The organism is Stenotrophomonas lacuserhaii (genome assembly GCF_014836545.1).
GTDB lineage: Bacteria > Pseudomonadota > Gammaproteobacteria > Xanthomonadales > Xanthomonadaceae > Stenotrophomonas > Stenotrophomonas lacuserhaii.
Genome location: NZ_JACSQS010000003.1, coordinates 1 through 25775, shown reverse-complemented (window position 1 = coordinate 25775; position 25775 = coordinate 1). Strand labels below are relative to the sequence as shown.

Sequence of the window (25775 nt, the reverse complement as noted above, 5' to 3'; positions counted from 1 at the left end):
CATGACCCTGCCAGCCCCTGCCGACACGTTGATGTTCCGCGAAGCCGCCGAAGCGGCCGATGTCATCGCCGCCCAGTTCGCGCGCAACCATGGCGTGATGGAAACGCTGGCCGCCAGCCTGCGCGCTGCGCCGCCACCGTTCGTGGTGACCTGCGCGCGCGGCAGTTCGGACCATGCGGCGACCTATGCCAAGTACCTGCTGGAGACCCAGCTGGGGCTGGTGGTGGCGTCGGCTTCGCCATCGGTGGGATCGGTATACGCCGCGCCGCTGCAGCTGCGCGGGGCGTTGTTCATCGTGATCTCGCAGTCCGGCAAGAGCCCGGACCTGCTGCGCAATGCGGAGGCGGCCAAGGCCGCCGGCGCGCGCGTGGTGGCGCTGGTCAACGTGGAGGATTCGCCGTTGGCGCAGCTGGCCGATACGGTGATCCCGCTGCACGCCGGGGCCGAGCGCAGCGTCGCGGCGACAAAGAGTTATCTCGCCTCGCTGGCCGCCGTGCTGCAGCTGGCCGCGTACTGGAAACAGGACAGCGCGCTGCGCGCGGCGCTGGACGCGCTGCCGGCGGCCCTGCGCGAGGCCTGGCAGGCGGACTGGAGCGCGGTCACCGAGGGCCTGGTGGAGGCCTCCAATCTGTTCGTGCTGGGGCGTGGCCTCGGTCTCGGCGCGGCCCAGGAAGCGGCGCTGAAGTTCAAGGAAACCTGTGGCCTGCATGCCGAGGCGTACAGCTCGGCGGAGGTCAAGCACGGACCGATGGCGCTGGTCGGGCCGGGCTTCCCGGTGCTGGCCTTCGCCCAGCCGGACGAAACAGGCGCCGGTACGCGCGCGGTGGCCGATGAATTCGCCGCGCGCGGTGCGCAGGTCTGGCTGGCGGGCGCCGGCGGAGACCTGCCCTTGGCCGCCGCGCCGCATCCATTGTGCGCACCGCTGCTGACGGTGCAGAGCTTCTACCGCGCGATCAATGCGCTGGCGCTGCGTCGCGGGCACAACCCGGACCTGCCGCCGCATCTGAACAAGGTCACGGAGACCGTCTGATGAAGCAGGTGCTGCGCAATGCCCGGATGCTGGTGGGCGACGAGTTCCGCGATGACCTCGCGCTGGTGATCGAAGATGGCCGCATCAGCGCGGTGCTGCCCGACGCGGCGCCGTCGCTGGGGCAGGCCGACGAGCAGGTCGATCTGGGCGGTGGTTGGCTGCTGCCGGGCTTCATCGACGTGCAGGTCAATGGCGGCGGCGGCGCCTTGTTCAACAACACGCCGGACGTGCCGACCCTGCGCACGATCGCCGCGGCGCATCGCCGCTTCGGCACCACCGCGCTGCTGCCGACGCTGATCAGCGATGACCTGCAGGTGATGCGCGCGGCGATCACTGCCACCCACGATGCCATCGCGCAGGGGGTGCCCGGCGTGATCGGCATCCACCTGGAAGGTCCCTATATCGCGCCGGCCCGCAAAGGCACGCACGACGTCAGCAAGTTCCGCGTGCCGGACGCCGATGAGGTCGCGCTGGCGGCATCACTGGACAATGGCGTGACCCTGCTGACGCTGGCGCCGGAACGGGTGCCGCTGGAGACCATCCGCGCGCTGGTGGAGCGTGGCGTGATCGTGGCGGCCGGGCACACCGCGGCCACCTACGAAGAAGCACGCGCCGGGCTGGATGCCGGTATCCGCGGCTTCACCCACCTGTACAACGCGATGTCACCGTTGCAGGGCCGTGAGCCAGGTGCGGTGGGTGCTGCGCTGGAAGACCGGGACAGCTGGGTCGGGATCATCGTCGATGGCGTGCACGTGCATCCGGGCAGCCTGCGCGTTGCGCTGGCCGCCAAGCCGCGCGGCCGCCTGTTGCTGGTGACCGATGCGATGCCGCCGGTCGGTGCGGATGACCCCAGTTACGAGCTGTACGGGGAGATCATCACCGCTGTGGACGGCGTGGTGCGCAACGCGGCCGGGTCGCTGGCCGGTTCCGCGCTGGACATGGCCACGGCGGTGCGCAACACCGTGCAGCTGCTCGGCCAGCCACTGGCCGAAGCCGCACGCATGGCCTCGACCTACCCGGCGCGCTTCCTCAACGTGGATGACCGGATGGGACATATCGCCGAGGGCTTCCAGGCCGACCTGGTGCTGCTGGACGATGCCCTGCAGGTGCGCGGCACCTGGATTGCCGGGCAGTACGAAGCGGCATGAGCACGGCCGCCGGCACGCGCCTGGCATCGATCGATGCACTGCGCGGGATCACGGTGGCGGCGATGTTGCTGGTCAACAACCCGGGTGACTGGGGCCATGTGCATGCGCCGTTGCTGCATGCGGCATGGCATGGCTGCACGCCGACCGACCTGGTGTTTCCGTTTTTCCTGTTCCTGGTCGGCGTGTCGATGGCGTTCAGCGTGGTGCCACGCGCAGCGAACGCAGCGGCACGGCCTGCGCTGGCGCGCGGCGTGCTGACCCGCGCACTGCGGATCCTGCTGGCCGGCCTGCTGCTGCACGCGCTTGCGTGGTGGCTGCTGGAGCTGCCGCACTACCGCCTCTGGGGCGTCCTGCAGCGCATCGCGGTGTGCTCGGCGCTGGTGGGATTGCTGGCGGTGTACGCGCGCCAGCGGTTGCAGTGGGCGGCGCTGGTGCTGCTGCTTGCAGGCTATTCCAGTCTGTTGCTGGGCGCCGATACGCTGCTGCCGCTGCTCAACCCGGTGAGCCGGCTGGACACCGCGTTGTTCGCCCCATGGATCTACCAGTACGAGGCGGCGAGCGGACTGGGCCATGATCCAGAAGGGCTGATGAGCACGCTGGGTGCGCTGGCGACCACGCTGCTGGGGCTGCTGGCGGGGCAGATGCTGCGTGCCGCCGCAGCCCTGCGGCTGGCCATCGGCGGCGCGCTGCTGCTGGCCATCGGCCTGGCGGCAGCAGTGTGGCTGCCACTCAACAAGAATCTGTGGACGCCGCCGTATGTGCTCTGGACGGGGGGCCTGGCGATCATCGCCCTGCTCGCCGCGCATTGGCTGATCGACCAGCGCGGCTGGCCGGCATTGGGGCGCCGCTTCGGCGTGAACGCCATAACCGTTTATCTCGGCGCATCGGTGATGTCGGTGCTGCTGGGCGCCAGCGGGCTCTGGCAGGCGGCCTGGAACGCTGCCGCTGGCGCAATGCCGACGCAGCTGGCGACGGCCTCGCTGCTGATCGCGGTTTCCTTTGTCGCTGCGTGGTGGGCGGTGGCGTGGTGGCTGGACGCACGCCGCATCTACCTGAAGATCTGAACCTGTTTAGTCCTGTTCGCGGCGCGTGAGCCCAAGGCCCGTCCACATCCAATGTGTGAACGGCCTCACATTTAAATGTGGAATTTACGTAGAACCCGGTGGCAGACTGCGGTTGCAGCGCATTCAAGGCGGCACCTGACGCAGGGGACATTCCGGGACAACCGCCGCATCCAGGCGGACACGAGATGGGTGTCGGTGCCGACACATCCAGCGGCATTTCGTATCTTCCGATCATGATGATGGAGAACGGTCCTTGCACCCTCCCGCACCCTCCCGGCTTGCATTCAGCATCTCAGATCTCCTCCACTCGCGGGCCATGGCAGGCACCGCGCTGCTGCTGGTCACGCTCAACGCGAGTGCCGACTGCATCACCAGCGGCACCAGCACGCTCTGCGACGCGGCCCCGCCCACGCCGTGGACCAGCACGCTGGGTACCGGCAGCAACGCCACCGCAAGCGGCTCGGTACGACTGCTGGCCGGTGCGGTGGTCGATGTGGGCAACGCCGATGCCGTGGTGATGGGCGAAGGGGACGACCTGGTCGACCTCTCCGGGGCCATCATCGGCAATGTCGCCCAGGGCGGTGGCAACGACACCGCCATCCTGCGCGCGGGGGGCAGCATCAGCGGCACGTTGGCGCAGGGTGCCGGCAATGACCGGCTGGAACTGCAGGGCGGTACGTTGACAGGCGCGGCCACGCAGGGCGGCGGTGACGATGTGGCGGTGATACGTGCGGGCAGCCTCGCCTCGCTGGACCAGGGCGACGGTGCCGACAGCCTGCAGGTCAGCGGTGGCAGCATCACCGGCACCGTGCAGCAGGGCAGCGGCACCGACAGCTTCCTGATGACCGATGGCAGCCTCGGGGCGCTGCTGCAGGGGGACAATTTCGATTCGTTCCGCATGACCGGTGGCCGCATCGTCGGGGCGTTCGAAGATGGCGACTACGCCGAAATGACCGGCGGTCGCATCGGCCGGGTCAACATGAAGCTGGACAACAACGTGTTCGACATGTCCGGCGGCACCATCGATGGCAACCTGGTCACCGGCTTCGGCCGCGACACGATCATCCTGTCCGATGGCTACATCGGCGGCAACATCAGTGTCAGTGGCGGCGATGACAGGGTGACCCTCACCGGCGGCACGGTGCGCGGCGAAATCCGCATGAGCGTGGGCAACGACGTCCTCGATTGGAGTGGTGGCGGGGTCGTGCACGACCTCATCGACATGGGCGAGGGCGATGACACCGCGCGGCTGTCCGACCTCAACGAATCGCACCTGGGCGCGGTACCGCGGCTGGATGGCGGCAGCGGCACCGACGCGCTGGCGATGGACAACGTCAAGACCGCCGCGGTAGCGCGCTACACCGGCTGGGAACGCATCGCGCTGGCCAACGACAGCCAGATGACGTTCGATGGCACGCTGGTGCTGGGCGATGCGGGCACCACCACCGGGGCGCTGGATATCGATGCCACCAGTGCGTTGTTTTCCAGCGGGGCGAACGGCGTATCCGCCTTCGCTGCCGGGTCGTTGGCCAGCGTGCTCAATGCCGGGCGCATCGACATGAGCAGCAATGATGTGGCCGGCGATGTGTTCACCATCAACGGCAACTACACCGGCAACGGCGGTGGCCTGTACCTCAACACCGTGCTGGGCGATGACAGCTCGGCCAGTGACCGCCTGGTGATCTCCGGTGGCGCCGGTACCGGCACCACCGGTATCGACGTGATCAACGCCGGTGGCGCCGGCGGGGCGACGCTCACCGATGGCATCCTGCTGGTGCAGGCAGGCAACGGCGCCACCACCAGCGCGGATGCCTTCGCGCTGTTCTCGCCGGTGGCTGCCGGTGCCTACGAGTACTTCCTGTTCAAGGGCGGCGTCAGCGGCGGCACCGCTGAAAACTGGTACCTGCGCTCGACCCTCGTGGCAAGCGCGGATCCTGCCCCGGCGCCTGCGCCGACCACACCGCCATTGCCGGAGCCGCCGCCGCCGGAAGACCTCGGCACGCCGCCCTCGGTCCTGCCGCCGGCGCCACCGCCGCCGCCCGATGTGCCGGTCGATCCGGAGGCCCCGGATCCGGACCCGGTGGCGCCCGAACCGGCACCGCCGGCACCGCCACCGGAGCCGGAGCCGGTTGACCCGCCGGTCCTCACCCCGTCGCCGCCGGTGCCCGATGAAATCGCCGTGGTGCCGGGTCCGCTGGCCACCCCGCCCACGCCCGGCGCGCGCCCGTCGCAGGCCGCTGTGACCCCGATCTACCGGTTGGAAACACCGGCGTATACGGTGGTTCCCTCGCTGCTGCGCACGGTATCGCAGGCCTCGCTGGGTACCTTCCACGAGCGCCAGGGCGAACAGCGCCTGCTGGCGGGCGAGGGCGTCGCGCGCGCCGCCTGGGGCCGCTTGATCGGCAGCAGCGAGGAGCAGCACTGGAACGGCGATGCGCTCACCGGCTTCGACGGCGACCTGCAGGGACTGCAGGCCGGCATCGACCTGCATGCCAGCGACGCTGGCACCCTCCGCAGCCAGTGGGGCGTATTCGTCGGCCGCACCCGCGCCACCGGGCGCATCACCGGCCTGGCGCTCGGTTGGGAGAACGTGCACGTGGGCCAGACCCGGCTGGATGACAAGCACGTGGGCCTGAGCTGGACGGGTGTCGGCACTGCCGGTGGCTATTTGGATGCGGTGGTGATGCAGAGCCGTTACCGCGGACAGGCATGGTCGACCCGCGGGCTGGGCATCGACGTCCGCGGCGATGGCACCAGTGCCTCGCTGGAAGCGGGCAAGCCGCTGCTGCGCCTGGGGCAGTCGTCGTGGTGGCTGGAACCGCAGCTGCAGGTCATCTGGCAGCGGCAGTCGCTGGACGATGCGGCCGATGCGGTGGCGGCGATCCGCTTCGGTGCCGACAACGCCTGGACCGGCCGTATCGGCCTGCGCCTGGCCGGCGATCATGGACTGGCCGACAACGGCTGGCAGCCGTATTTCAAGCTCAATTACTGGAAGACGCTGGACGGTGACAACCGCGTGGACTTCGGCAGCAACCGCATCGTGGCGGGGCAGGAGACCAGCGCGTGGGAAGTCGGCGTGGGCGTGGTGGGGCGCTTCAACCGCAACGTGAGCGCGTACGCGGTGGCTGATTACACGCATGACCTGGAGGACCGCAACCGCGAACGCAGGAGCGTGGAGGGGAACATCGGCCTGCGTTTGGATTGGTGACCTGCGGGTAGCCGACTGAAGTCGGCTCTACCCATGGCCGGTTCACGTATCATCCGGCTTCCTCTACATGGATGTAGCGCGATGGCCGGTAGGCATGCGTGGGTGGTTGCGATGATGCTGGTGCCTGCCGCCGCGCAGGCGGTGGACCTTCCTTCCGCCGAATCACAGGCGAAGATGCTTGACCTGATGGAACAGCGGGCGCTGTACCGCGGGGCCGTGGACTGGAAGGCGGTGCGCGCCGATATCGCCCGCGCGCACGGCGATCCCGCACGGGTGCGCTCCTTGCTGGATGCCGCCATCCAGCGCAGTTCAAAGGGCCATGGACGCTGGCTAGCCACCGACACCGTGCAGCTGCCCGCGCGGCTCGACGCGGTGCCTGGGGCGGGTACCGCAGCAGGGCGCGGCGGCCTGCCTGCCACGCTGGATCGCCGGCTTGGCTGGGTAGCGGTCGACCGCTTTTCCCCGGCCCTGGCCAGCTCCCCGGCCGAGCAGGCGCGGCAGTCGGTGCAGCGCGCGGTGGACCTGCAGCGGCGCGTGCGCGATGCCGATTCGAGCCCGCGCTGTGGCTGGATCGTCGACCTGCGCAACAACAGCGGCGGCAACATGTGGCCGATGCTGCTGGGCGTGGAGCCGCTGCTGCGGATCCCCGGCGATGGCATCCAGGTGCTTGGCATGCTGCGTGGCGCGGGGCCGGATGTGCCGTGGGAATCGCATGACGGCACGCTGATGGTGAAAGGCCGTCCCATGCTCGGGTTTGGCCAGGCCGGATACCGCCTGCGTGAGCCGGGCGCGCCGGTGGCCGTGCTGCTGGGAGAACGCACGGCCAGTTCCGGCGAAGCCACGGCATTGGCCTTTCGTGGGCGCCCGGATTCGCGCAGCTTCGGCGCGCCGACCGCCGGTTTTGCCACCTCCAACGCCTCCATCCGCCTGCCCGATGGCACTCTTTTCCTGCTGACCGACACGCTGATGGCCGACCGCAATGGCGTGGGCGATGGTGGACCGATCGTGCCGGACCAGCCCACCGAGGGGGAGGCGGCCACGGTGACTGCCGCCAGCCGTTGGCTGCTCTCGCAACCGGGCTGCGTCGCACAGGCCAAGGCGGCTCCGCGTGCTGGGTGAGGTCATCGGCGCGGGGCGGCGCCAGTCCACAGGATGACAACGTCACGGCCTGTTAAAGTCGCGGTATCGATCACGCGTGTCAGCACGCAACCAGGAGTAACCGTGGAAGCCGAAGCCCCCTTTGAACCGCTGAACGATCTGGAAGTGCGCCTGGTGCAGGCGCAGGACGGCACCCTGCAGGCACCGGCGTTCCTGGACAGCCTGCTGGGCGACCAGGTGTTCGTGCTGCTGGACAAGCCGGTCGGCCCGGACGCGGACTGGGATGAATCGATCAATCCGCTGGTACTGACCAGCGAAGCGGACGAGCCGATGTTCGCGATCTTCTCCGCCGTCGAACGTGCCAGCGCGTGGAGCGAACAGTTGCCGCAGTTCGAGAACGCCCTGCAGGTGGAAGTGCGCTGGCTGCTGAGCGCGATTTCAGACGGCGTCGGCATCGTGCTCAATCCCGGTTTCGACCTGGGCATGGAGATGATTCCCGATGCGGTGGTGCAGTTGAAGCAGCGCGCCGACGCGTTCACCCGCGGCGAAGCCCGCTGAGGATCGCCGCTGGCAGATGCTGGCGGTTCAGCGCGCCGCCGCAATCGCTGCGATGCGCGCCCTGGCCAGTGCCTGGCCGATCGCCGGGCCCTGCAGGTGGGTGGTGTCCAAGTCACGGGCCTGCACGGACAACGCAGCCTGGTGCAGGCGCTTGAGGGTTTCGCCCTGCGGGTAGTCGCCTTCTTCGAAGCCGAGCCGGCCGCGCTTGTCCGCTTCGCAGCACAGCGCGATGCGGGCGACGCGCTCCGGTCGCCGCAGCGCATCGCAGCGGCCCAGCAGCTCCAGCACGGTGGCATCGCGCAGCTCGTCGATGCGATGCACGTTGAGGTGCTCGCGGCAGACGGCCTCGGCCAGTTGCTGGTGCTCGGCCGGTACCTTCAACCGCGCGCACAGCGCTTTAAGCGGCTTCAACCCGCGCTGCTCGTGCATGATGTGGCGCGGCCATTCTTGCTGGGGAGTGAGCGCCTTGCCCAGGTCGTGGGTGAGCGCGGCGAAGCCGACCAGATCATCGCCCGGCGCCAGTCGCGCGGCCATGTCGCTGACCATTTCCTGGTGCATGCCGGTATCCACCTCCGGGTGGTACTCCGCGCGCTGGGGCACGCCGTACAGCGCGTCCAGCTCGGGCAGGATCGGCGCCAGCGCGTGCGCATCGTGCAGCGTGCGCAGGAAGGCTGACGGACGCTCCGATGCCAGCGCACGACGCAGTTCCTGCCATACGCGTTCGGGCACCAGCGCGTCGAGCTCACCACTGGCGGCGACATCGCGCATGAGTGCCATGGTTTCATCGGCGATGGTGAAACCCAGTGGGGCGAAGCGGGCCATGAAACGCGCTGCACGCAGCACCCGCAGGGGATCTTCGACGAAGGCCGGACCGACGTGGCGCAGCACGCGGTTCTCGATATCGTCGACACCGCCATACGGATCGACCAGGGTGCCGCTGTCTTCATCGCAGGCGATCGCGTTGATGGTGAAATCGCGCCGCTGCAGGTCTTCTTCCAGCGTGACCGATGGATCGGCATCGACCACGAAGCCGCGGTAACCGCGGCCGGATTTGCGTTCGGTGCGGGCAAGGGCGTATTCCTCGCCGGTGTCCGGATGCAGGAACACGGGGAAGTCGCGCCCGACCGCCCGGAAGCCTTGGGCTTCCATCTGCGCGGGCGTGGCGCCGACCACCATCCAGTCGCGGTCACCGGCGGGGCGCTGCAGCAGGCGGTCGCGCACCGCGCCGCCGACGAGATAGATCTTCATGGCCCCCATGATACGGCCCGCTGCGCCCGGTAGTGACGGCCGCTGGCCGTCATGCCTCTGCTGTGGGTGGGTGACGACCGTTGGTCGTCACGCTCCTGCCGCCGCAGCTCAATCCGCCTTGGCACCCGCCGCTGCGGTGCAGGTGAACTTCTTGCGGGTATCCACCAGCTTGCCCATCAGGCGGTCGCTCAGCGGCAGCGCATCGCCGTTGAGGCGCCAGTCGTAGATGACGCTGAAGGCCAGCACGCGGGCCACGTACTCGCGGGTTTCCTTGTAGCTGATGGTCTCGATCCACAGGTCCGGATCAAAGCCCGGGCGCTGGGTCTGCCAGCGCGCCGTCGGCGTGGGACCGGCGTTGTACGCGGCGATGGTGACGTAGGGCAGGCCGTCGTACTTGTTCATCAGCTGGCGCAGGTAGGCGGTGCCGATGGCGATGTTGGTGTCCGGGTCGTACAGGCTGGCGGCCCCGCCGTAGGTGGTCAGCCCGATGTTCCTGGCCACTGCAGCGCCGGTGGCCGGCAGCACCTGCATCAGGCCCATGGCGTTGGCGGGCGAGCGCGCATTGGGGCTGAAGATGCTTTCGGCACGGATTTCCGCGGCCACCCAGGCCGGGTCGATCGCATTCCGTGCGGCCTCACGCCGGATGCTGCCATCGTGGTGCAGCGGGAAGCGGAGGTGGTACAGCCGCTGTTCGTCCGGCTGCTTGCCGAGGGAGAACACCGCGCGATCGAACCAGCCGTTTTCCTGCGCCACTTCCACTGCCAGGCGGCGCTGGGTGTCGTCGAACTTGGCCAGCGCGCTGTTCCATTCGGCCGTTGCCCAGCTGGCGCGGTCGATGCGGTACAGCTCCATGGCGCGCACGATGGCCGGATCGCGCGAGACGGCGGCACGCGCCGATGCACTGTCGTTGGGCTTCCACGGGCACAGCATGTACGGCTGTTCCAGCTTGTCGGCGGCCAGGAAACCATGGAAGGTCGGCGAGCTGGCGGCGCGCGCGAATACCGGCTTGGCCTGCGCGGTCTGGCCGGTCTTTTCCAGCATGCGGGCTTCAAAATAGGTCCAGCGTGAGTCCGCCCGTTGGGTCGGGCCCATCTTGCGGATCGCGGCCAGCGTGGCCGGCCAGTCACCGCGCGACATCGCCTCGCGCACGCGCCATTCGTGCAGGCGCTCGTCATACGCCGAATCCGGTACGGCATTGAGCCGGCGCGCGGAATCGGGCAGGTAGGAGGCCACCGTCCACAGCGCGATCTGGTAGCGCACCAGCGCCTGCTGTTCCGCGCTCAGGCCCAGCGCCTGGGCGTACTGCGGCAGCTGCTGTTCGGTGGCGTCGGGATTGGCCTTGGCCAGCTTCTGCAGGCCATCGGTGGCAATGCGGCGGCTGCGCTCGTTGCGTGGCCAGTTCAGGGCCTTGGCACTGGGCGCATCGACAAAGGCGGCGTAATCGGTGGCCAGGGCGAGGTCGGCCGCGGGCAGGCCGCGCGCGGCGCTGCGCATCACCGCCGGCTGTCCGGCATCGGCGGCGGCGTCCACGCGCTCCCAGCGCAATGCGTCGGTCATGCCGCCCTGGGTCTGCAGTACGGCGAATACCGCATCGCAGCCATCGGGCAGCGACTTGTCGGCCTTGCGCCACAGGTCCTGCGCCTCGCTCGTCCACTGCGCATCGGCCTTGCCGGTGGCTTGGCGCGCGGTCAGCTGGGCACAGCGCAGGCCGACGTTTTCAGTCGGGGCCCAGTTGGCCAGCAGGGTCGACCAGTCCTGTCGGCGTGCGACCGCCGGCAGCCACACGCTGCGGAACGTGGAGGCCACGGCCTGGCCGTCGTAGCGCTTGAGGAAGGCCTGGGCCTGGTCGTTGCTGACCGTTTCGATGTTGCGTCGCAGGTTGGCGTACTCCAGCCAGCCATAGGCCGGGTTGCGGCTCAGGGTGCCGGCCTGGACCGCATTGAACTGGCCGCGCTCGGCATCGGCGATGGCCGCTTTCAACTGCGCGCGCTGGGCGTCGGAGGACTGGGCGAAGACGCTTGGCGCGGCGCAGGACAACGCAGCGGCGGCAAGCAGGGACAGGGCAGGGCGGGAGTGTCGAGTCATGCCGAGGAGCATAGCCGCTGACGCCTGAATTCTGCTGCTCACGCGACCGCGCCGGGTCTTTGGCAGCTATCGCGCATCCCAATTCGGCTTTGTGCAGCTCAAGTGAAAGCGAGGACCAGGTCACGCCGTATGTTTTACAAGTTGTTTACAACTAGGACGCTGTGTGATTTCCGCAGTTGATTAGCACGCCCATCTGGAGAGAGAGAAGCGAATGAACAACCTGCATTACCGCCCGTTGGCGGTCGCTGTATCCCTGTGCGTCGGCCTGATGTCCTCCGTCAGCGTCATGGCGCAGGAGACACCTCGTGTCGCCACTGACCTGGACCGTGTTGAAGTGACCGGGTCGCGCATCAAGCGTGCCGAGGTCGAAGGCCATCTACCGATCCAGACCCTCACCCGCACTGAAATCGAACGCACCGGCCTGACCTCCATCGGCGAGGTGCTGCAGCAGCTCACCGGATCGGGCTCGGCGCTGAATGCCAAGTTCAACTCGTCGGGCAACTTCGGCTTCCCGCCAGATGGCAGCGGCGTAGGGGCCGGCTCGGCACAGGTTGATCTGCGTCACCTCGGCGCCAAGCGCGTGCTGGTGCTGGTTGACGGCATCCGCTGGGTCAACGAATCGTCCGCCTCCGGCGTCGGCTCGGCGACCGATCTCAATACCATTCCGCTGGCCATCGTCGAACGCATCGAAGTGCTGGAAGACGGCGCATCCTCGCTGTACGGCTCCGATGCCATCGCCGGTGTGGTCAACATCATCACCCGCCGCAATTTCGACGGCGCCCAGGTGACGATGAACTACGGCGAGTACAGCAAGGGCGATGGCACGCAGAAGGGCATCGACCTGGCCTGGGGCACGCAGGGCGATCGCTACAGCCTGTTCCTGGGGGCCAGTTATACGAAGCAGGATCCGGTGTATGCGCGGACCCGTGAGCAGTCGCGCTTCCCGGTTCCGGGCACTGGCTTGACGTTCGGCAGCGGTGGCATTCCGCAGGGGCGCTTCCGCTTCATCGATCCCAACACCGGCGCCGTGCAGGACCTCGTGCCGAACAACGGTGCCAGCACCCCCAACTACGATGGCAGCGCCGGGTGCAGCCGCAGTGATGATTACCACTGCTTCACCACCGCAGACCGCTTCAACTTCGCTGAATACAACCTGTTGTTGACTCCATCCGAGCGCAAAGGTGTCTTCGGTCAGTTCCGCTTTGACATCACCGATAACCTGCAGTGGTACGTCAAGGCGCTGAGCAACCGCCGTGAATCGACCAACCAGGCCGGCCCCGAGCCGCTGTTCTTCGGCCCTGATGGCGCCACCGGCAACCCGCTGGCAGACAACATCACCATCTCGGCATTGAATCCGTTCAACCCCTTCGGCTTCGATCTTGTTTCCTCGGACAACATGCAGTTCATTGGCCGACGCCCGGTGGAAGGCGGCGCGCGTGTGTTTGAGCAGGAGGTCAATACCAGCTACTTTGCCACCGGGCTGGTGGGTGATTTCGAAGCCGCGGACCGCAGCTGGTTCTGGGACGTCAACGGCATGTACAGCAAGAACAAGGCCGAGCAGACCAACTACGGCAGCTACAACATCTTCAACATCGCCACCGCACTCGGCGACCCGGCGGTATGCGCATCTACGCCTGGCTGCGTGCCGTTGAACATCTTCGGCGGTGTAGGCAGCATCACCCCCGAGATGCTTCAGTGGATCCAGCCGGTGGTGCGTGACCGCAGCCAGAACGAGCTGAGCCTGTTCACTGCCAACCTCTCCAGCGAGCTGTTCACCCTGCCTGCCGGCCCGGTGGCGTTCGCCACGGGCTACGAGTACCGCAAGTACGAGGGTTCCTATCAGCCCGATCCGCTGACCGTGATCGGCCATTACAACGGCGTCCCGTCACTGCCGACGTCCGGTTCCTACGACGTCAACGAAGCCTACCTGGAGCTGAGCATCCCGATCTTCGCCAAGAGCGCGCTGGGCGAGAAGCTGGACCTGAGCCTGGCGGGACGTTACTCGGACTACTCCACCTTTGGTGGAGAGTTCACGCCGAAATATGGCCTGCGCTGGCAAGTGACCGATGACTTCGTGCTGCGTACCAGCTATGCCGAAGGCTTCCGCGCGCCGTCCATCGGAGAACTGTACGGTTCGGCCGCACGCGCTGACCTGCAGATCTTCGATCCGTGCTCGATCGGCCTGGGCGGCGATGCACCACGCGGCAATGCAGCCAACTGCGCCGCGCTCGGCGTGCCGACCGGCTTCCAGTCGGCGAACTCGCAGATCTCGGTCACCACCGGCGGCAACATCGAGCTGGATCCGGAGCATTCGCGCAGCTTCAGTGCCGGCTTCGTCTGGAGCCCGTGGTTTGCCAACAATACCGAATGGTCCGAGCGCTTCGACGTGGAAGTGACGTTCTACCGCCACACCATCGAGGGCGCCATCCAGGCCATCAACGCGCAGACCCAGCTGGACCTGTGCGTGGATTCACTGGACCCGCTGTACTGCAACGGCATCACCCGCGCCAACACCGGTGCGATCAGCAGCTTCAACAACCGCCTGACCAACCTCGGTTCGATCAAGACCGATGGCTGGGACGTGGATCTGTTCTACACCCTGCCGCAGACCGACATCGGTCAGTTCAAGCTGGGCTGGCAGAACACCTTCGTTGGCCGTTACGAGGCACTCGGCGCGGCCGGCCAGCGGCAGCCGCAGGAGCCGGGCGTGGAAGTGGCGGATAGCTCAATCCCGGAATGGACCAGCAATGCCAGCGTGTCGTGGGCGCTGGACAACTGGAATGCCTCGTGGACGGTGCGGCACATCTCCGAGCTCACTGAACAGTGCGGCGACGCCTCCGCTTTCCCGATCTGCAGTGACCAGGTCGCTGGTACCAACAAGCTGGCCGCCACCACGTTCCATGACATGCAGGTGGGCTACAAGGTCGACTGGATGAAGGGCCTGCAGCTGAGTCTGGGCTTGAACAACGTGTTCGACAAGGATCCGCCGATCTGCCTGTCGTGCTCGTTGAACGGCTACGACGCGTCCACGTATGACATCCCGCGTGGACGCTTCTGGTACGCACGGGCAGACCTGCGCTTCTGATGCAGGAGGGGGTCAGAGCCCTTTCGCTGTACGAAAGGACTCTGACCCCCGGGTATCAACTTGCTGTCTGCTGGCGGGCAGGCACGAACCGTCCTGCTGGCTGCCCGGGAGTTCTTCTCTTGGTCGTGCCGCCTACATTGCCTGGCACGTGATGGTCTCGCCGTCCCATGAGCAGGACATCCTGCGTCCTGCCGAACTTCCGCCGCTTACCGGAACGCCGAAGTGGGATGCACTTCTGGTCCAGCGCGCTCGATCATTTGCGTCACCGAAGTAGTAGGCGCCTGCGTATCGCGGAGCTGTCGCTGGTTCGACGATGGACTGGTCCGGGACCATGTTCCCGGTTGCGTCCCTGCTCTGTCCTGGGGAGTATTTTGCCTCACTGACGTTTTCAGCGGTGACTGTGTAACTGGTCGTGGATCCATCCCGCCAGGTGATACGGATCGTGATCGTTCCGCTGCCGTATATTGATCCGAACGTCAGCGCAGCCTGCTGCAGTGTCAGTGCGATGGAGTTCCAGTTGGGGTTGTTGCCTGTCGCGCCAGCCAGCTCCAGTGCGAGATTCTGACCTAGTCTGGATCTTGAGGTGGCGGAGTCGACGATGTCGTAGGCATTATGGCCCTTGTAAGCATCTGGAAATCGGATGTTGTTTGCGTTCCCAGGATTGTCCGGGTGTAGCGTGACTAGAGGTCCGCCATTTTTTCTCAGGCCATTCTTGGACCGCGTCTGGTCTTCCATTTCCAGGCCGGATGCCGCAGTCGCATCCATGATCCGATGGAAGGCTGTAGTTATCGGTTCTGGGACCTGCTGAGAGAATGCCAGCCAGCATCTCGTCTCACGGTCGTACTCAACTTGGAAACCGTAGAGCTGTGCATTGCTGAAGTCCACTACCAGCTTCAATCCTGAGGGCTGCGTATTGATTGCAGCCTGTCGAGGGAAAATGCAGTCGTTGCACTGGACCAAGCAGGTTGGCCCGGTTCCTGGGCCTTGCCGGCGCTCCATGTTGCCAGCAGTGAGAACAATATTGCGGCGATAAGGATCCTGTTCATTTCGCGCCTGCGACACGTTGGCGACCTATCGTTGCAATAGATTATTTGCTCGGCTATCGGCTGTGTTTCCGTGATCTGCGACTCAAAACACGAATCATCCGTGTATCACCAATTCAGCCCGTTTTTCAACGTGGGCTGTGACCGTGATTGGAGCGTGACATCGCCGTCAAAAAACTGGGATTCGGTGCCCGTCGCTGTGTGCCCATCTTGCAAGTTTTAATCATTATAGCTGACAGGCGCCTGGAGACTCTCTAATACGCACGCGCGGAGCTGCGCTTCTGATGCGCTGTTCGTCGACTGATAGATGGCGCCACCTAGGGGGTTCCATCTATCAAAAATCGGTCATTTTTCCTTGTCCGTATTGATGCCCCAAGTTGCTGATGATATTCATTATTTCCCCCGCCTCCTGTCACTTCGGGAGACGTTGGGGTTCCAAGCCTGTCAACACTCAAATAGGGATAGTCATGAAAAGAAAATGGATGGTATGTATGGCGGCAGTCGGATCTCTATTGCTTTTATCCGACGCCGGTGCAAGCCAGATTGAAAATGCGGAAGGCGCTATGTCGGATCAGGTGTCCATCGCGCTGCGCGAGGCCAGTCGCTCCGTTGCGCCGCTGAAGTCGTTGGCTGATGTCGATCTGCATTTGAAAGATGCGCCGGCAACGCCGCTGCTTGCATTGAGTGAAGATCAGCGGCGTCGATTCGTGAAGTCGCTCGTATTTACCGACAAGGGACTGGCTTCATATTCTTGGTTGAGTTTGACGGAACTGTCCATTGTGGATCGCTACCGGATCCTTGCGCTTTTCGGTGCGCAGAATGACCTGACCAAGTTGCCTCACATGCCTGTGAAGAGTGAGGCAGAAGAGTCAATGATCTTCCTTGCGAGCCTGCAGGATGAGCTTCCAATGACTCAAAGGAATTCGGTCTGCTGGGTCAGGGAACCCAACGTCGTGCGGTGTGAATACGAGTACGGCGCAAATTGTGACCCCAATGCCTGTAGGCCTCGCTAAGTTCCTTTGCGCTTGCCGCCCGCACTGTGGGCGGCATTCTACGTGTGAGTGCTCATGGGTAGTATAAAACTCCAATTCTATGCGGTGGTGGGCCTGTTCGTTCTGATGCCGATATCCTGCTGCGTCCTTGCTGCGCCGCACAGGTTGCTCCACGAGCAGGCGCTGGCGATAGCAAAAGACAGAGACGTCTCTGCTGCTACCAAGGTCTTGAAGCTGAGCGAGCTGGCTGCAGCAGATGACCCTGGTGATTCTGGACTGGCGCAAGGCTTGAATGCGTTGCGTGATCGTTTGAAGATGTTGGATGTGGTGCTGGCGCATGATTTCATCTTCAGAACCGATGACGTCGATTTGCATCTCGCGCAGGCACGGATGGCATTCAATGAGCTTGAGCGGATGGGTGGTGTGGATCCGGAGATGCGGGATCTCATGGCGCGAAACCAGACAGCCGCCTGGAACATCGAAGACGCCAGATTGTTATTGCCGGAGCGACCTGGGAAGGAAGGCGGCTTGCTGCCCGACAAGCTTGTCTTTGACGATTACACTGCCGGCAGGCCTGCTTACGTCCGACTGGATGGAGACATCGGGACCGTCACTTCGGTCGATCTCACTAAGGGGCCACGCATCATCGTGGTTGCCGGATGCCATATATCGGATAGAGCCGCGATGGCGATAAATGACAGTCCTGCGTTGAAGCAGGCATTCGAGGACGCCCGCGCGTTGTGGGTGGCGCCTGCATCCAATAGTGCTGATCTGAAAGCTATACGCGCCTGGAATGCCCGGATGCCGGATCAAAAGATCATGATCAGCTATCGAAACAATGAATGGACGGCGTTGGATTTTTCAGTTATCCCGTCGTTCTATTTCTTCCGCGATGGTGAATTGGTTGCTGAGGTGCAAGGTTGGCCGGCGGACGGTTCCATACCTGACGAATTGCTGCAAGCGCTGACGCGGATCGGAAAGGCCCGGGAATGATCAGCTGACGCTGGGCACGTCAGTCACAGAAAAGGGGGCAGAAAAGGGGTCAGAGTCCTTCCGCAGGGCGAAAGGACTCTGACCCCGGCGTTCAACCAACCAGAGTCAGAAGTTGTAGGTGAACGTCAGCGACCCATTGCGGCCGTCACCATACGCGCCATACCCGTTGATCTGCGAGAAGTAGGTCTTGTCCAGCAGGTTGTTGAGGTTGGCCTGCACGCTGAACTCCGGCGAGAGGCGGTAGCGCACGAAGGCACTGACCAGCGCGTAGCCGTCCTGCTCGATGCGGCCGTAAGCCGGCACCGGGTAGTAGATGCCGTTCTGCCAGTTGGCGCCACCACCCACGGTCAGTGCGCTCAGCGACCGCGGGGTGTAGCTGGTGAACAGCTTGATCGTGGTCTGCGGCAGGTTGGTGTTGATGTTGGCGTCGTTGATGTCCTTGGCCACGTAGCGCGATGCACCGAAGGTCGCATTCCAGCCCGGGGCCAGTTCACCGTTGAGCTCGAACTCGAAACCACGGCTCACCGTGCCGCGCGCGGCGACGTAGGCAAACTCGCCCGGGCGGCTGGGGATCGGCTCGCTGGTGACCTGCGCCACGTTGTCCTGTTCGATGCGGAAGGCTGCGACCGAGGCGTTCAGGCGATTGTCGAACCATGCACCCTTGACGCCGATCTCGTAGCTCTTGCCGTCCACCGGATCCAGGTAGCCGCCGCTGCGGTCGCGCGCGGTCTGCGGCTGGAAGATCTCGGTGTAGCTGGCGTAGGTGGAGTAGGTGTCATTGATGTCGAACACCAGGCCCGCGTACGGGGTGGTGACCGTGTGCGAGCGGTCGTCGCCTTCGCCTTCACTCTTCCAGTCGGTGTAACGTGCGCCGAGGATCAGCTTGAGCGGATCGGCCAGCGACAGGCGCGTGGCGGCATAGCCGGCCTTCTGCGTGATGGTGCCTTCGCTCTGCAACGGCAGGGTGGCGGACCAGTTCGGCTCCGGGAAGTTGCCCACGCCTGCCAAATAGTTGTCCAGCGGCGCCCAGCCAACCTGGTAGTCGCCGTAATTGGCGAACTCGCGCTTGTTGTAGCTCAGGCCGGCCATGAACTGGTGCTCGCGGCCGAAGAGCTGGAACGGGCCTTCCACGAAGCCGTCCACTGCGTTGACCTTGCGCTCGGTGTTGTAGAAACCAGCCGAGGGCGAAACGCCGGCGCCGGTGTTCCTGTCCAGCAGCGAAGCGCCGGTGGTCCAGTCGTTGTAGGCCGGGTAGAACAGCTTGTCGTCGGCCTTGGTGGTGTCATGCGTCGCGCCGAGCTTGACCTTCCAGTCGTTGGCGAAGGCATGTTCCAGCGTGGCGAACGCACGCTTGCTGGTGGTATCCCAGTAGGTCCAGCCCGGGTTGGCGCTGAACGATTCGTCGTAGCCGGTCGGGCTGCCGTCGGAGAACAGCATCGGGAAGCCGCCCCAGGTGGCGCCGTTGGCGCGCTTCTGCTGGTAGTCGTAGCCCACGCTGAGCTGGGTGTCGGGGGTCAGGTCGGCATCGATGACCGCATAGCCCAGCGTCTTGTGCTGGTTGTAGCGGTCCATCTGCGATTCGGTGTCCAGATAGCTGCCGATCACGCGCGCACGCACCGAGCCACTGGCATTCAGCGGCGTGGTCACGTCCACGGTGCTGCGGGTGCGGCCCCAGCTGCCGACGTTGACCGACACGTTGCCGGTCAGTTCGGCGCTGTCGGCGTGCTTGCGGATCAGGTTCACCGAAGCCGACGGATTGCCGGCGCCGCTCAGCAGGCCGGTCGCGCCGCGGACCACTTCCACGCGGTCGTACAGGGCCAAGTCCAGGCCGGAATCGCCGTAGCTCCAGTTCTGCACCATCTGGGTGGGCAGCCCGTCGAACTGGTAACTGTCGATGTAGAAGCCGCGCGCGTAGAACTCGGTGCGCTCGGTGTCGGACTGGGTGCTGCTGACGCCGGTGGTGTTGGCCAGCACGTCGATGATGTCGTCGAGGTTCTGGTCCTCGATGCGCTGGTGGCTGATGATGCTGACCGACTGCGGAATCTCGCGCGGGGCCAGGTCGAAGCGCGTGCCGGCCGAAGTACGGCGGACCGAATACCCTTCGGCGCGCTCACCCTTGACCACGATGCCATCCAGCGTGGTGGCGGCGCTGCCATCGGGCGTGTCGGTGTCCTGCGCGAACGCAGGTGCGGCAGCCAGGCTGCACAGGGCAACCATCAGGGCCTGCGGCAGGCGGCGCAGGGCGAGAGGGGCGGGACGGGTCATCGGCATCAACCAGGCAGGTCGCTACAGGCGCCTGGCCGGGGATCCCTGGTGGCCAGACGGAGCGGGAAGTGGGGGCGAGCTAAGGCGCGTCCGCACCATCCTGTGCGATCACGATCACACCATGATAATGGGACTGATTCGCATCATCAATGGCAGAAAAAGGGGACGGAGGGGATTAAGTCGTTTTCGGCTCGCTTGCTTGGCCGAAAACGACTTAATCCCCTCCGTCCCCTTTTTCAGCGCAGCGCGCTGGCCGGGACGTCGATCGACATGGCCAGCGCCAGGTGATCGGAGAACGCCGCGGGGACGGCTTCGATGCTGCGCTGCTGCAGGTTGCTGCTGACCAGGATGTGGTCGATGGCCCGGTCCGGGCGCCAACTGGGGAAGGTGGGCACTACGCAGCCGGGAGGCTGCAGGGTGGTCTTCTGGTACAGCACCTGCATTTCCGGGCGTTCGGCCAGGCAGTTGAAGTCGCCCATCAACACCGCGTTGGGGTGGTCGGACAGCATTTCGGCGATGAACGAAAGCTGCGACAACCGTGAGCCGGCACCCAGTGACAGGTGCGCCACGGCCACCGCCAGCCCGTCGGCACCATCGCCGAACTTGGCCAGCAGCACGCCGCGCCCGCCGATGCGGCCGGGCAGGGCGTGGTCCTGGACTTCCACCGGTTCCAGCCGGCTCAGCAGGCCGTTGGCCGAGGAGGCCACCCCGCCCATGCGCCGGTTCGGCTGATGGCTCCAGTAATTGAAGCCAGCGCGTTCGGCAAGGTAGTGGGTCTGGTTGGTGAAGCCCGAGCGCAGGCTGCCCGGGTCGGCTTCCTGCAGGCCGACGATGTCGTGCCCGCGGGCCAACGTGGCGATCGCATCCAGACTGCTGCGCTTGCGACCCGCCGGCAGCGCATGTGACCAGCTGCGGGTCACATAGTCGCTGTAACGGCGGGTGCTCGAGCCGGCCTGGATATTAGCCGTCAGCAGGCGCAGGGTGCGTGATGTGGGGGAATTCACGACGGAATGCGCTTGTCCGGGATCAGTTGCCGGCCTTGGCCGCACGCTCACGCGCGATCAGGTGGTCGGCGATGCGCAGGTAGTCCGGGAAGGACTTGCCCTTCACCAGGTACTTGCCGTTGATGATCAGCGAGGGCGTGCCGGAGATCTTGCTTCGCTGGGCGAACTGCTTGGCGGCGTTGGTCTTGGCATTGACGGCGAAGCTGCTCATGGCGGCGCTGAACTGCTTGGCATCCACGCCGTGCTTGGCGTAGAAAGCGGCGATGTCATCGACCGAATCGCGGCCGCGCTCGCCCTTCAGGGTCTGCTCGGCGTGGATGGCGGCGTAGACGGCTTCATGGGTCTTTTCCTGCACGCCCAGGGTCTGCGCAGCGTAGAACGCACGCGCATAGTCGTCCCAGGTGCCGCCGAACATGGCCGGCACGTAGATGAAGTTCACATCACCCGGCAGGCCGGCCTTCCACGGGCCCACCAGCGGCTGGAACGCCGCACAGGCCGGGCAGACGTAGCCGAAGATCTCGACCACTTCGACCTTGCCTGCCACCGGCTGGAACGGTTGGCCATTCTCGATCACCACGTAGTCGGTGCCGGCCACCGGTTCCGGACCGGTCAGGCGCATCGGCGCATCGTTGGCGGCCGCCGGTGCGGCTTCGCTGCCCGCAGCCTGCTCGGTGCCGGCAGCCTGTTCACTGGTGGCCGGTGCGGCGGCATCGGCTGCCGGAGCGGTTTCAGCGGCCGGGGTGGTTTCGGTCGGTGCGGCGACATTGGCGGTGCCGTCGTCGGCCTTGCAGGCAGCGAGGATCGGCAGCAGGGCCAGCAGGGTCAGGGCGAAACGGGTCTTCATCAAAGCTTCTCCAGCAATGGTTGAGGCCAGCGTCGAGCGCCAGCCAGGAACGAATGATGACACGCAGGTGCATGGGCACCGCGTGTGGATGGCATGTGGTTCAGCGGGCCTTGCCGGAGCGGGCCTGTGCGATCAGCGCCGAGGCGATGCGCAGCTGGTCTTCGGCACTGTTGCCCTTGACCAGGAACTGGCCGTTGATGACCAGGCTGGGCGTGCCCGGAACCCGGGTGCGACGGGCGAAATCGCGCGCGGCGCTGACCTTGGCCTGTACCGCCTCGCTTTTCAGCGCGGCCACGTAGGCGGCCTCGGTTACGCCGTATTGCTTGTAGAAGGTCGCCAGTTCGTCGGCCGACACGTTCTGCATCGGCAGGCTGCGATCTTCATGCAGGGCCTTGAACACCGCGCCATGGCTGCGCTTGGCGACGCCCAGCTGGTCGGCGGCGTAGTAGGCGGTGGCCCACGCATCCCACGGCCCGCCGAAGGCGGCCGGAACGGGGGTGAAGCGCACGTCCTTGGGCAGCTTGGCGACCCAGGCGACCAGCTGCGGTTCGAAGTGCGCGCAGTGCGAGCAGGTATAGCCGAACACTTCGACGACCTCGATCTTGCCGGCCAGCGGCTGGAACGGGCCGGGCTGGGCGATGCGCTCGTAATCGCGACCTTCCTGCAGGTCGGTCGCGGCGGGCGCGGCGGACAGGGCCAGCGGCAGCAACGCCAGCAGGGACAGCAACAGACGGGGAATCAACCTCATCGACACGCATCTCCATGAAAACAGTCGTCGGCGGGTGCCGGCGCGGAGATGAACATACCTCAGCCAGCGCCCGCGGGGGATACCGCAGGCGATCGACGGTCGTCAGGGTGCAGCGGTCGGCGCCGCTGCGGTGGCCTGCGCGGCGACATCGTCGGCGCGATCGTGCAGGCCCTGCAGGTAACTGCCCAGCGCCTGGATTTCCTGCTCGGTGAGTTTGGATGCCACGCTGGCCATGATCTGGAAGTGGGTCTTGTCCGTCTCCCCGGTGCGGCCGGCCTGGTACTCCTGCAGGCGACGGGACACATAGCTGGCGTGCTGGCCGCCGATGTGCGGATAGGCGGGGCCGGGGTTGCCCGCGCCGGTCGGGCCGTGGCAGGCCATGCAGGCCGGCAGGCCGCGCGCCACGTCGCCGCCGCGATACAGCTGCTGGCCTATCTCGTAAAATTTCAGACCTTTGTAGGGGCCATCGGCGACGGCGGTGTCATCGGCGATCCCTGCGGCGCCCTTCTGGGTGGCGAAGAACGCGCCGATGTCCCGCATGTCCTGTGCGGTGAGATCCTTGACGAAGGGCACCATGGCAACCGCCGCGCCCGAGGTGCGTTGCCCGGTGGCGATCAGTGCCATCTGCTGGGCGGAATAGCGTTCGCTCTGCCCGGCGATGCGGGGATACATCTCGATGCTCGCGTTGCCATCGGCGCCATGGCAGGCCGCGCAGGCGGCGGCCTTGGTCTGGCCGGCCTTGGCATCGCCCCATTGGGTCTTGCTGAAGTCGATTTCCAGCGATGCGGTCTGGATCGGGCCGTTGTCCGGCAGCGGGGTGATGCTGGTCTGCGCCCAGGCGGCAGCGCCCAGGATGGATATGGCGACAGCGGAAACGGCAATAACGCGAGCGTGGCGCATGCTAAAGCTCCGTTCTGGTCCGGCCAGGCCCTCCGCCCGGATACGCCGGATTATCAACGCCGGTTCATGGCACGGTCAAACAATGGTCGGGCGCGCGGCAGCGCAACATGCGATCCTATGCGCCATGTCTCTTCTCATCGAACGCGCGCACTACTTCGTTTCGGCCCACAACATGCGGCAGCTGCCGCCTGATGAAGGTGCCGAAGTGGCGTTTGCCGGCCGCTCCAACGCCGGCAAGTCCAGTGCCCTGAACGCCCTTACCCGCCAGAACGCGCTGGCCCGTGTGTCCAAGACCCCCGGTCGTACCCAGCAGCTGGTGTTCTTCCGGGTCACCCCCGAAGCCCATCTGGTGGATCTGCCCGGCTACGGCTACGCCAAGGTGCCGCTGGACCTGCAGGCGCACTGGCAGGCCTTCATCGACCAGTACTTCCGCACCCGGCAAGCCCTGCGCGGCCTGGTGGTGGTGATGGACATCCGTCATCCGCTGAAGGAATACGACCGGCAGATGCTGTCCTATGCGGTGCAGCGCGGCCTGCCGGCGCATGCGCTGCTGACCAAGGCCGACAAGCTCAGCCGCAGCCAGCAGATGATCTCGTTGAACAAGGTCAAGAAGGAACTGCACGAGGCCTTCGGCGATACCGTCGGCGTGCAGGTGTTCTCCGGCGAAAGCCGGCTGGGCGTGGACGAAGCGCGCGGCATCATCGGCGGCTGGCTGGGTCTCTGACCCCGGCGCGCTAGTTTTGGTGGGTGACGACCGTTGGTCGTCACGCTTGTGCCTGCCGCTGCGCGCGCTGGCACAACCCTCGACACGCGTGTCGGAATCGGCCATGGCGGGCGGGACGAACCTCATCCCTCCAGTGTACGGGGGTCAAGCCCCCGCAGGTGGGATGCTGAAGTCCGTCACGGGGGCGTGACGCAGGCAGGCCTCACGCTATAGTGCGCCCTTGTGATGACGGGGCCGCAGCCCCATTCCATCCGCCACCCCACCAGCGAGCCTGTCCCTTGTCGAGCCCCAGCCACGTCGCGCAGACGCCCATCACTGACCGTTCGCAGCTGGTGGAGGTGATCGCCTCGGGAGAGAAGCCGCGCGCCGCCTGGCGCATCGGTACCGAGCACGAAAAATTCGGCTTCCGGCTGGACGACCTGCGTGCGCCTACCTTCGACGGTGATCGCGGTATCGAAGCACTGCTGCAGGGCCTGCAGCGGTTCGGCTGGGAAGCGGTGCAGGAAAAAGGCCGCACCATCGCCCTGCTGCGCGATGGCGCCTCGGTGACGCTGGAACCGGCTGGCCAGCTGGAATTGTCCGGCGCGGCAGTGGAAACCATCCACCACACCTGCGTGGAGACCGGCACCCATCTCAATGAAGTGGCCCAGGTAGCCGGTGAGCTGCAGCTGGGCTTCCTCGGCATGGGCTTCCAGCCCAAGTGGACGCGCGATGAGATGCCGTGGATGCCGAAGGGCCGCTACCAGATCATGAAGAACTACATGCCCAAGGTCGGCTCGCTCGGCCTGGACATGATGACCCGCACCTGCACGGTGCAGGTCAACCTGGATTACGCATCCGAAGCGGACATGGTGAAGAAGTTCCGCGTGTCGCTGGCGCTGCAGCCGATCGCCACCGCGCTGTTCGCCGATTCGCCGTTCACCGAAGGCAAGCCGAACGGCTACCTCAGCTACCGCTCGCGCATCTGGACCGATACCGATGGCGACCGCACCGGCATGCTGGACTTCGTGTTCGAGGACGGCTTCGGTTACGAGCGCTACGTGGATTACCTGCTTGATGTGCCGATGTATTTCTCTTACCGCGATGGCGTATACCACGATGCCAGCGGCCAGAGCTTCCGCGATTTCATGGCCGGCAGGCTTCCGGTGCTGCCCGGCCAGCTGCCGACCCTGACCGATTGGGCCGACCACATGACCACCGCCTTCCCGGAAGTGCGGTTGAAGAAGTACCTGGAAATGCGCGGCGCCGACGGGGGCCCGTGGAGCCGCCTGTGCGCGCTGCCGGCCTTCTGGGTGGGCCTGCTGTACGACGATGAAGCCTTGGACGCAGCCTGGGACCTGGTGCGTGATTTCACCTTGGTCGAGCGCCACGCGCTGCGCGATGGCGTGCCCAGGCATGCGATGAACCTGCCGTTCCGCAACGGCACGGTGCGTGATCTTTCGCGCGAGGCGGTGAAGATCGCGGTGGGCGGCCTGAAGCGCCGCGCGGCATTGAACGCCGACGGCATGGACGAAAGCCATTACCTGGACGTGCTGCAGGAAATCGTCGAGTCCGGCCTGACCCCGGCCGAGCGCAAGCTGGCGCTGTTCCATGGGCGCTGGAATGGCGACGTGGACCACGTGTTCCGCGAATTCGCGTACTGATTGCTGCGAACGGCTAAGCCCCTCGTGGCGGGTCGCTAAGTGCGGATTCTTTGGTTTGGGGCGGGGGGGGGGGGGGGGGGGGGGGGGGGGGGGGG

At 65.8% G+C, this 25775-nt stretch carries 19 protein-coding genes; 11 read left to right on the top strand and 8 right to left on the bottom strand.

The genetic code is table 11. The annotated features are described in order from the left end of the window. Nucleotide 1 precedes the first annotated feature (1 nt). The 6 genes from H9654_RS04330 (at nucleotide 2) to H9654_RS04305 (ending at nucleotide 8106) form a co-directional block, all read left to right on the top strand. A complete protein-coding gene (locus H9654_RS04330; RefSeq protein WP_191769327.1) occupies nucleotides 2-1030 on the top strand; it encodes an SIS domain-containing protein in 1029 nt (342 codons plus the stop codon). Beyond that, on the top strand, nucleotides 1030-2178 hold the full coding sequence (gene nagA, locus H9654_RS04325) for an N-acetylglucosamine-6-phosphate deacetylase (RefSeq protein ID WP_191769325.1): 1149 nt from the start codon (nucleotides 1030-1032) through the stop codon (nucleotides 2176-2178). Before H9654_RS04330 ends, nagA begins: the two co-directional genes overlap by 1 nt. Beyond that, nucleotides 2175-3242, top strand: a complete 1068-nt coding sequence (locus H9654_RS04320) for a heparan-alpha-glucosaminide N-acetyltransferase domain-containing protein (RefSeq protein WP_191769323.1) — start codon at nucleotides 2175-2177, stop codon at nucleotides 3240-3242. Before nagA ends, H9654_RS04320 begins: the two co-directional genes overlap by 4 nt. Before the next feature lie 316 nt (nucleotides 3243-3558). Then, entirely contained in the window at nucleotides 3559-6450 is a 2892-nt protein-coding gene (locus H9654_RS04315; RefSeq protein ID WP_191769321.1) for an autotransporter family protein, read from the top strand. A gap of 81 nt (nucleotides 6451-6531) precedes the next feature. Beyond that, nucleotides 6532-7569, top strand: coding sequence for a S41 family peptidase (locus H9654_RS04310; RefSeq protein ID WP_191769319.1), 1038 nt, complete (start codon nucleotides 6532-6534; stop codon nucleotides 7567-7569). 102 nt (nucleotides 7570-7671) lie between these two features. Continuing rightward, entirely contained in the window at nucleotides 7672-8106 is a 435-nt protein-coding gene (locus H9654_RS04305) for an SseB family protein (RefSeq protein WP_042614147.1), read from the top strand. 27 nt (nucleotides 8107-8133) lie between these two features. On the opposite strand, the gene H9654_RS04300 is transcribed toward H9654_RS04305, so the two are convergent. Both H9654_RS04300 and H9654_RS04295 read right to left on the bottom strand, forming a co-directional pair. Continuing rightward, on the bottom strand, nucleotides 8134-9354 hold the full coding sequence (locus H9654_RS04300; RefSeq protein WP_191769317.1) for a multifunctional CCA addition/repair protein: 1221 nt from the start codon (nucleotides 9352-9354) through the stop codon (nucleotides 8134-8136). Nucleotides 9355-9462: 108 nt separating this feature from the next. Next, entirely contained in the window at nucleotides 9463-11451 is a 1989-nt protein-coding gene (locus H9654_RS04295) for a transglycosylase SLT domain-containing protein (RefSeq protein WP_191769316.1), read from the bottom strand. 199 nt (nucleotides 11452-11650) lie between these two features. On the opposite strand from H9654_RS04295, the gene H9654_RS04290 reads away from it, so the two are divergent. Further along, entirely contained in the window at nucleotides 11651-14524 is a 2874-nt protein-coding gene (locus tag H9654_RS04290; RefSeq protein WP_191769313.1) for a TonB-dependent receptor, read from the top strand. A 132-nt stretch (nucleotides 14525-14656) separates the two neighbouring features. Here the strand turns inward: H9654_RS04290 and H9654_RS04285 are convergent, their stop codons facing one another. After that, complete coding sequence (locus H9654_RS04285; protein WP_191769311.1) at nucleotides 14657-15421, bottom strand: hypothetical protein; 765 nt, start codon at nucleotides 15419-15421, stop codon at nucleotides 14657-14659. Nucleotides 15422-16058: 637 nt separating this feature from the next. Between H9654_RS04285 and H9654_RS04280 the strand changes: the two genes are divergently transcribed. Further along, nucleotides 16059-16580, top strand: a complete 522-nt coding sequence (locus tag H9654_RS04280; protein WP_191769309.1) for a hypothetical protein — start codon at nucleotides 16059-16061, stop codon at nucleotides 16578-16580. Nucleotides 16581-16667: 87 nt separating this feature from the next. Further along, nucleotides 16668-17552, top strand: a complete 885-nt coding sequence (locus H9654_RS04275) for a hypothetical protein (RefSeq protein WP_191769307.1) — start codon at nucleotides 16668-16670, stop codon at nucleotides 17550-17552. Nucleotides 17553-17657: 105 nt separating this feature from the next. Here the strand turns inward: H9654_RS04275 and fhuE are convergent, their stop codons facing one another. The 5 genes from fhuE to H9654_RS04250 all read right to left on the bottom strand — a co-directional run bounded on the left by fhuE (nucleotide 17658) and on the right by H9654_RS04250 (nucleotide 23313). Continuing rightward, nucleotides 17658-19817: a ferric-rhodotorulic acid/ferric-coprogen receptor FhuE gene (fhuE, locus tag H9654_RS04270; protein WP_191769305.1), complete on the bottom strand. Its 2160-nt coding sequence runs from the start codon at nucleotides 19815-19817 to the stop codon at nucleotides 17658-17660. Nucleotides 19818-20053: 236 nt separating this feature from the next. Then, nucleotides 20054-20791, bottom strand: a complete 738-nt coding sequence (locus H9654_RS04265) for an endonuclease/exonuclease/phosphatase family protein (RefSeq protein ID WP_191769632.1) — start codon at nucleotides 20789-20791, stop codon at nucleotides 20054-20056. Between the two features lie 52 nt (nucleotides 20792-20843). Further along, complete coding sequence (locus H9654_RS04260) at nucleotides 20844-21665, bottom strand: thiol:disulfide interchange protein DsbA/DsbL (protein ID WP_191769304.1); 822 nt, start codon at nucleotides 21663-21665, stop codon at nucleotides 20844-20846. A 100-nt stretch (nucleotides 21666-21765) separates the two neighbouring features. Next, complete coding sequence (locus tag H9654_RS04255) at nucleotides 21766-22413, bottom strand: thiol:disulfide interchange protein DsbA/DsbL (RefSeq protein WP_191769302.1); 648 nt, start codon at nucleotides 22411-22413, stop codon at nucleotides 21766-21768. Nucleotides 22414-22515: 102 nt separating this feature from the next. Beyond that, nucleotides 22516-23313: a c-type cytochrome gene (locus tag H9654_RS04250; RefSeq protein WP_191769300.1), complete on the bottom strand. Its 798-nt coding sequence runs from the start codon at nucleotides 23311-23313 to the stop codon at nucleotides 22516-22518. 124 nt (nucleotides 23314-23437) lie between these two features. Here H9654_RS04250 and yihA point away from each other — a divergent pair, with 124 nt between their 5' ends. Further along, on the top strand, nucleotides 23438-24037 hold the full coding sequence (yihA, locus tag H9654_RS04245; protein ID WP_042614138.1) for a ribosome biogenesis GTP-binding protein YihA/YsxC: 600 nt from the start codon (nucleotides 23438-23440) through the stop codon (nucleotides 24035-24037). A gap of 278 nt (nucleotides 24038-24315) precedes the next feature. Then, on the top strand, nucleotides 24316-25680 hold the full coding sequence (locus H9654_RS04240) for a glutamate--cysteine ligase (protein WP_191769298.1): 1365 nt from the start codon (nucleotides 24316-24318) through the stop codon (nucleotides 25678-25680). Nucleotides 25681-25775 lie beyond the last annotated feature (95 nt).

Excerpts from the sequence above, each read along its gene's own strand:
- H9654_RS04330 (WP_191769327.1), top strand. The coding sequence starts at position 2 with ATGACCCTGCCAGCCCCTGCCGACACGTTGATGTTCCGCGAAGCCGCC.
- nagA (WP_191769325.1), top strand. The coding sequence starts at position 1,030 with ATGAAGCAGGTGCTGCGCAATGCCCGGATGCTGGTGGGCGACGAGTTC.
- H9654_RS04320 (WP_191769323.1), top strand. The coding sequence starts at position 2,175 with ATGAGCACGGCCGCCGGCACGCGCCTGGCATCGATCGATGCACTGCGC.
- H9654_RS04315 (WP_191769321.1), top strand. The coding sequence starts at position 3,559 with ATGGCAGGCACCGCGCTGCTGCTGGTCACGCTCAACGCGAGTGCCGAC.
- H9654_RS04310 (WP_191769319.1), top strand. The coding sequence starts at position 6,532 with ATGGCCGGTAGGCATGCGTGGGTGGTTGCGATGATGCTGGTGCCTGCC.
- H9654_RS04300 (WP_191769317.1), bottom strand. The coding sequence starts at position 9,354 with ATGAAGATCTATCTCGTCGGCGGCGCGGTGCGCGACCGCCTGCTGCAG.
- H9654_RS04295 (WP_191769316.1), bottom strand. The coding sequence starts at position 11,451 with ATGCTCCTCGGCATGACTCGACACTCCCGCCCTGCCCTGTCCCTGCTT.
- H9654_RS04290 (WP_191769313.1), top strand. The coding sequence starts at position 11,651 with ATGAACAACCTGCATTACCGCCCGTTGGCGGTCGCTGTATCCCTGTGC.
- H9654_RS04280 (WP_191769309.1), top strand. The coding sequence starts at position 16,059 with ATGGCGGCAGTCGGATCTCTATTGCTTTTATCCGACGCCGGTGCAAGC.
- fhuE (WP_191769305.1), bottom strand. The coding sequence starts at position 19,817 with ATGACCCGTCCCGCCCCTCTCGCCCTGCGCCGCCTGCCGCAGGCCCTG.
- H9654_RS04260 (WP_191769304.1), bottom strand. The coding sequence starts at position 21,665 with ATGAAGACCCGTTTCGCCCTGACCCTGCTGGCCCTGCTGCCGATCCTC.
- H9654_RS04255 (WP_191769302.1), bottom strand. The coding sequence starts at position 22,413 with ATGAGGTTGATTCCCCGTCTGTTGCTGTCCCTGCTGGCGTTGCTGCCG.
- H9654_RS04250 (WP_191769300.1), bottom strand. The coding sequence starts at position 23,313 with ATGCGCCACGCTCGCGTTATTGCCGTTTCCGCTGTCGCCATATCCATC.
- yihA (WP_042614138.1), top strand. The coding sequence starts at position 23,438 with ATGTCTCTTCTCATCGAACGCGCGCACTACTTCGTTTCGGCCCACAAC.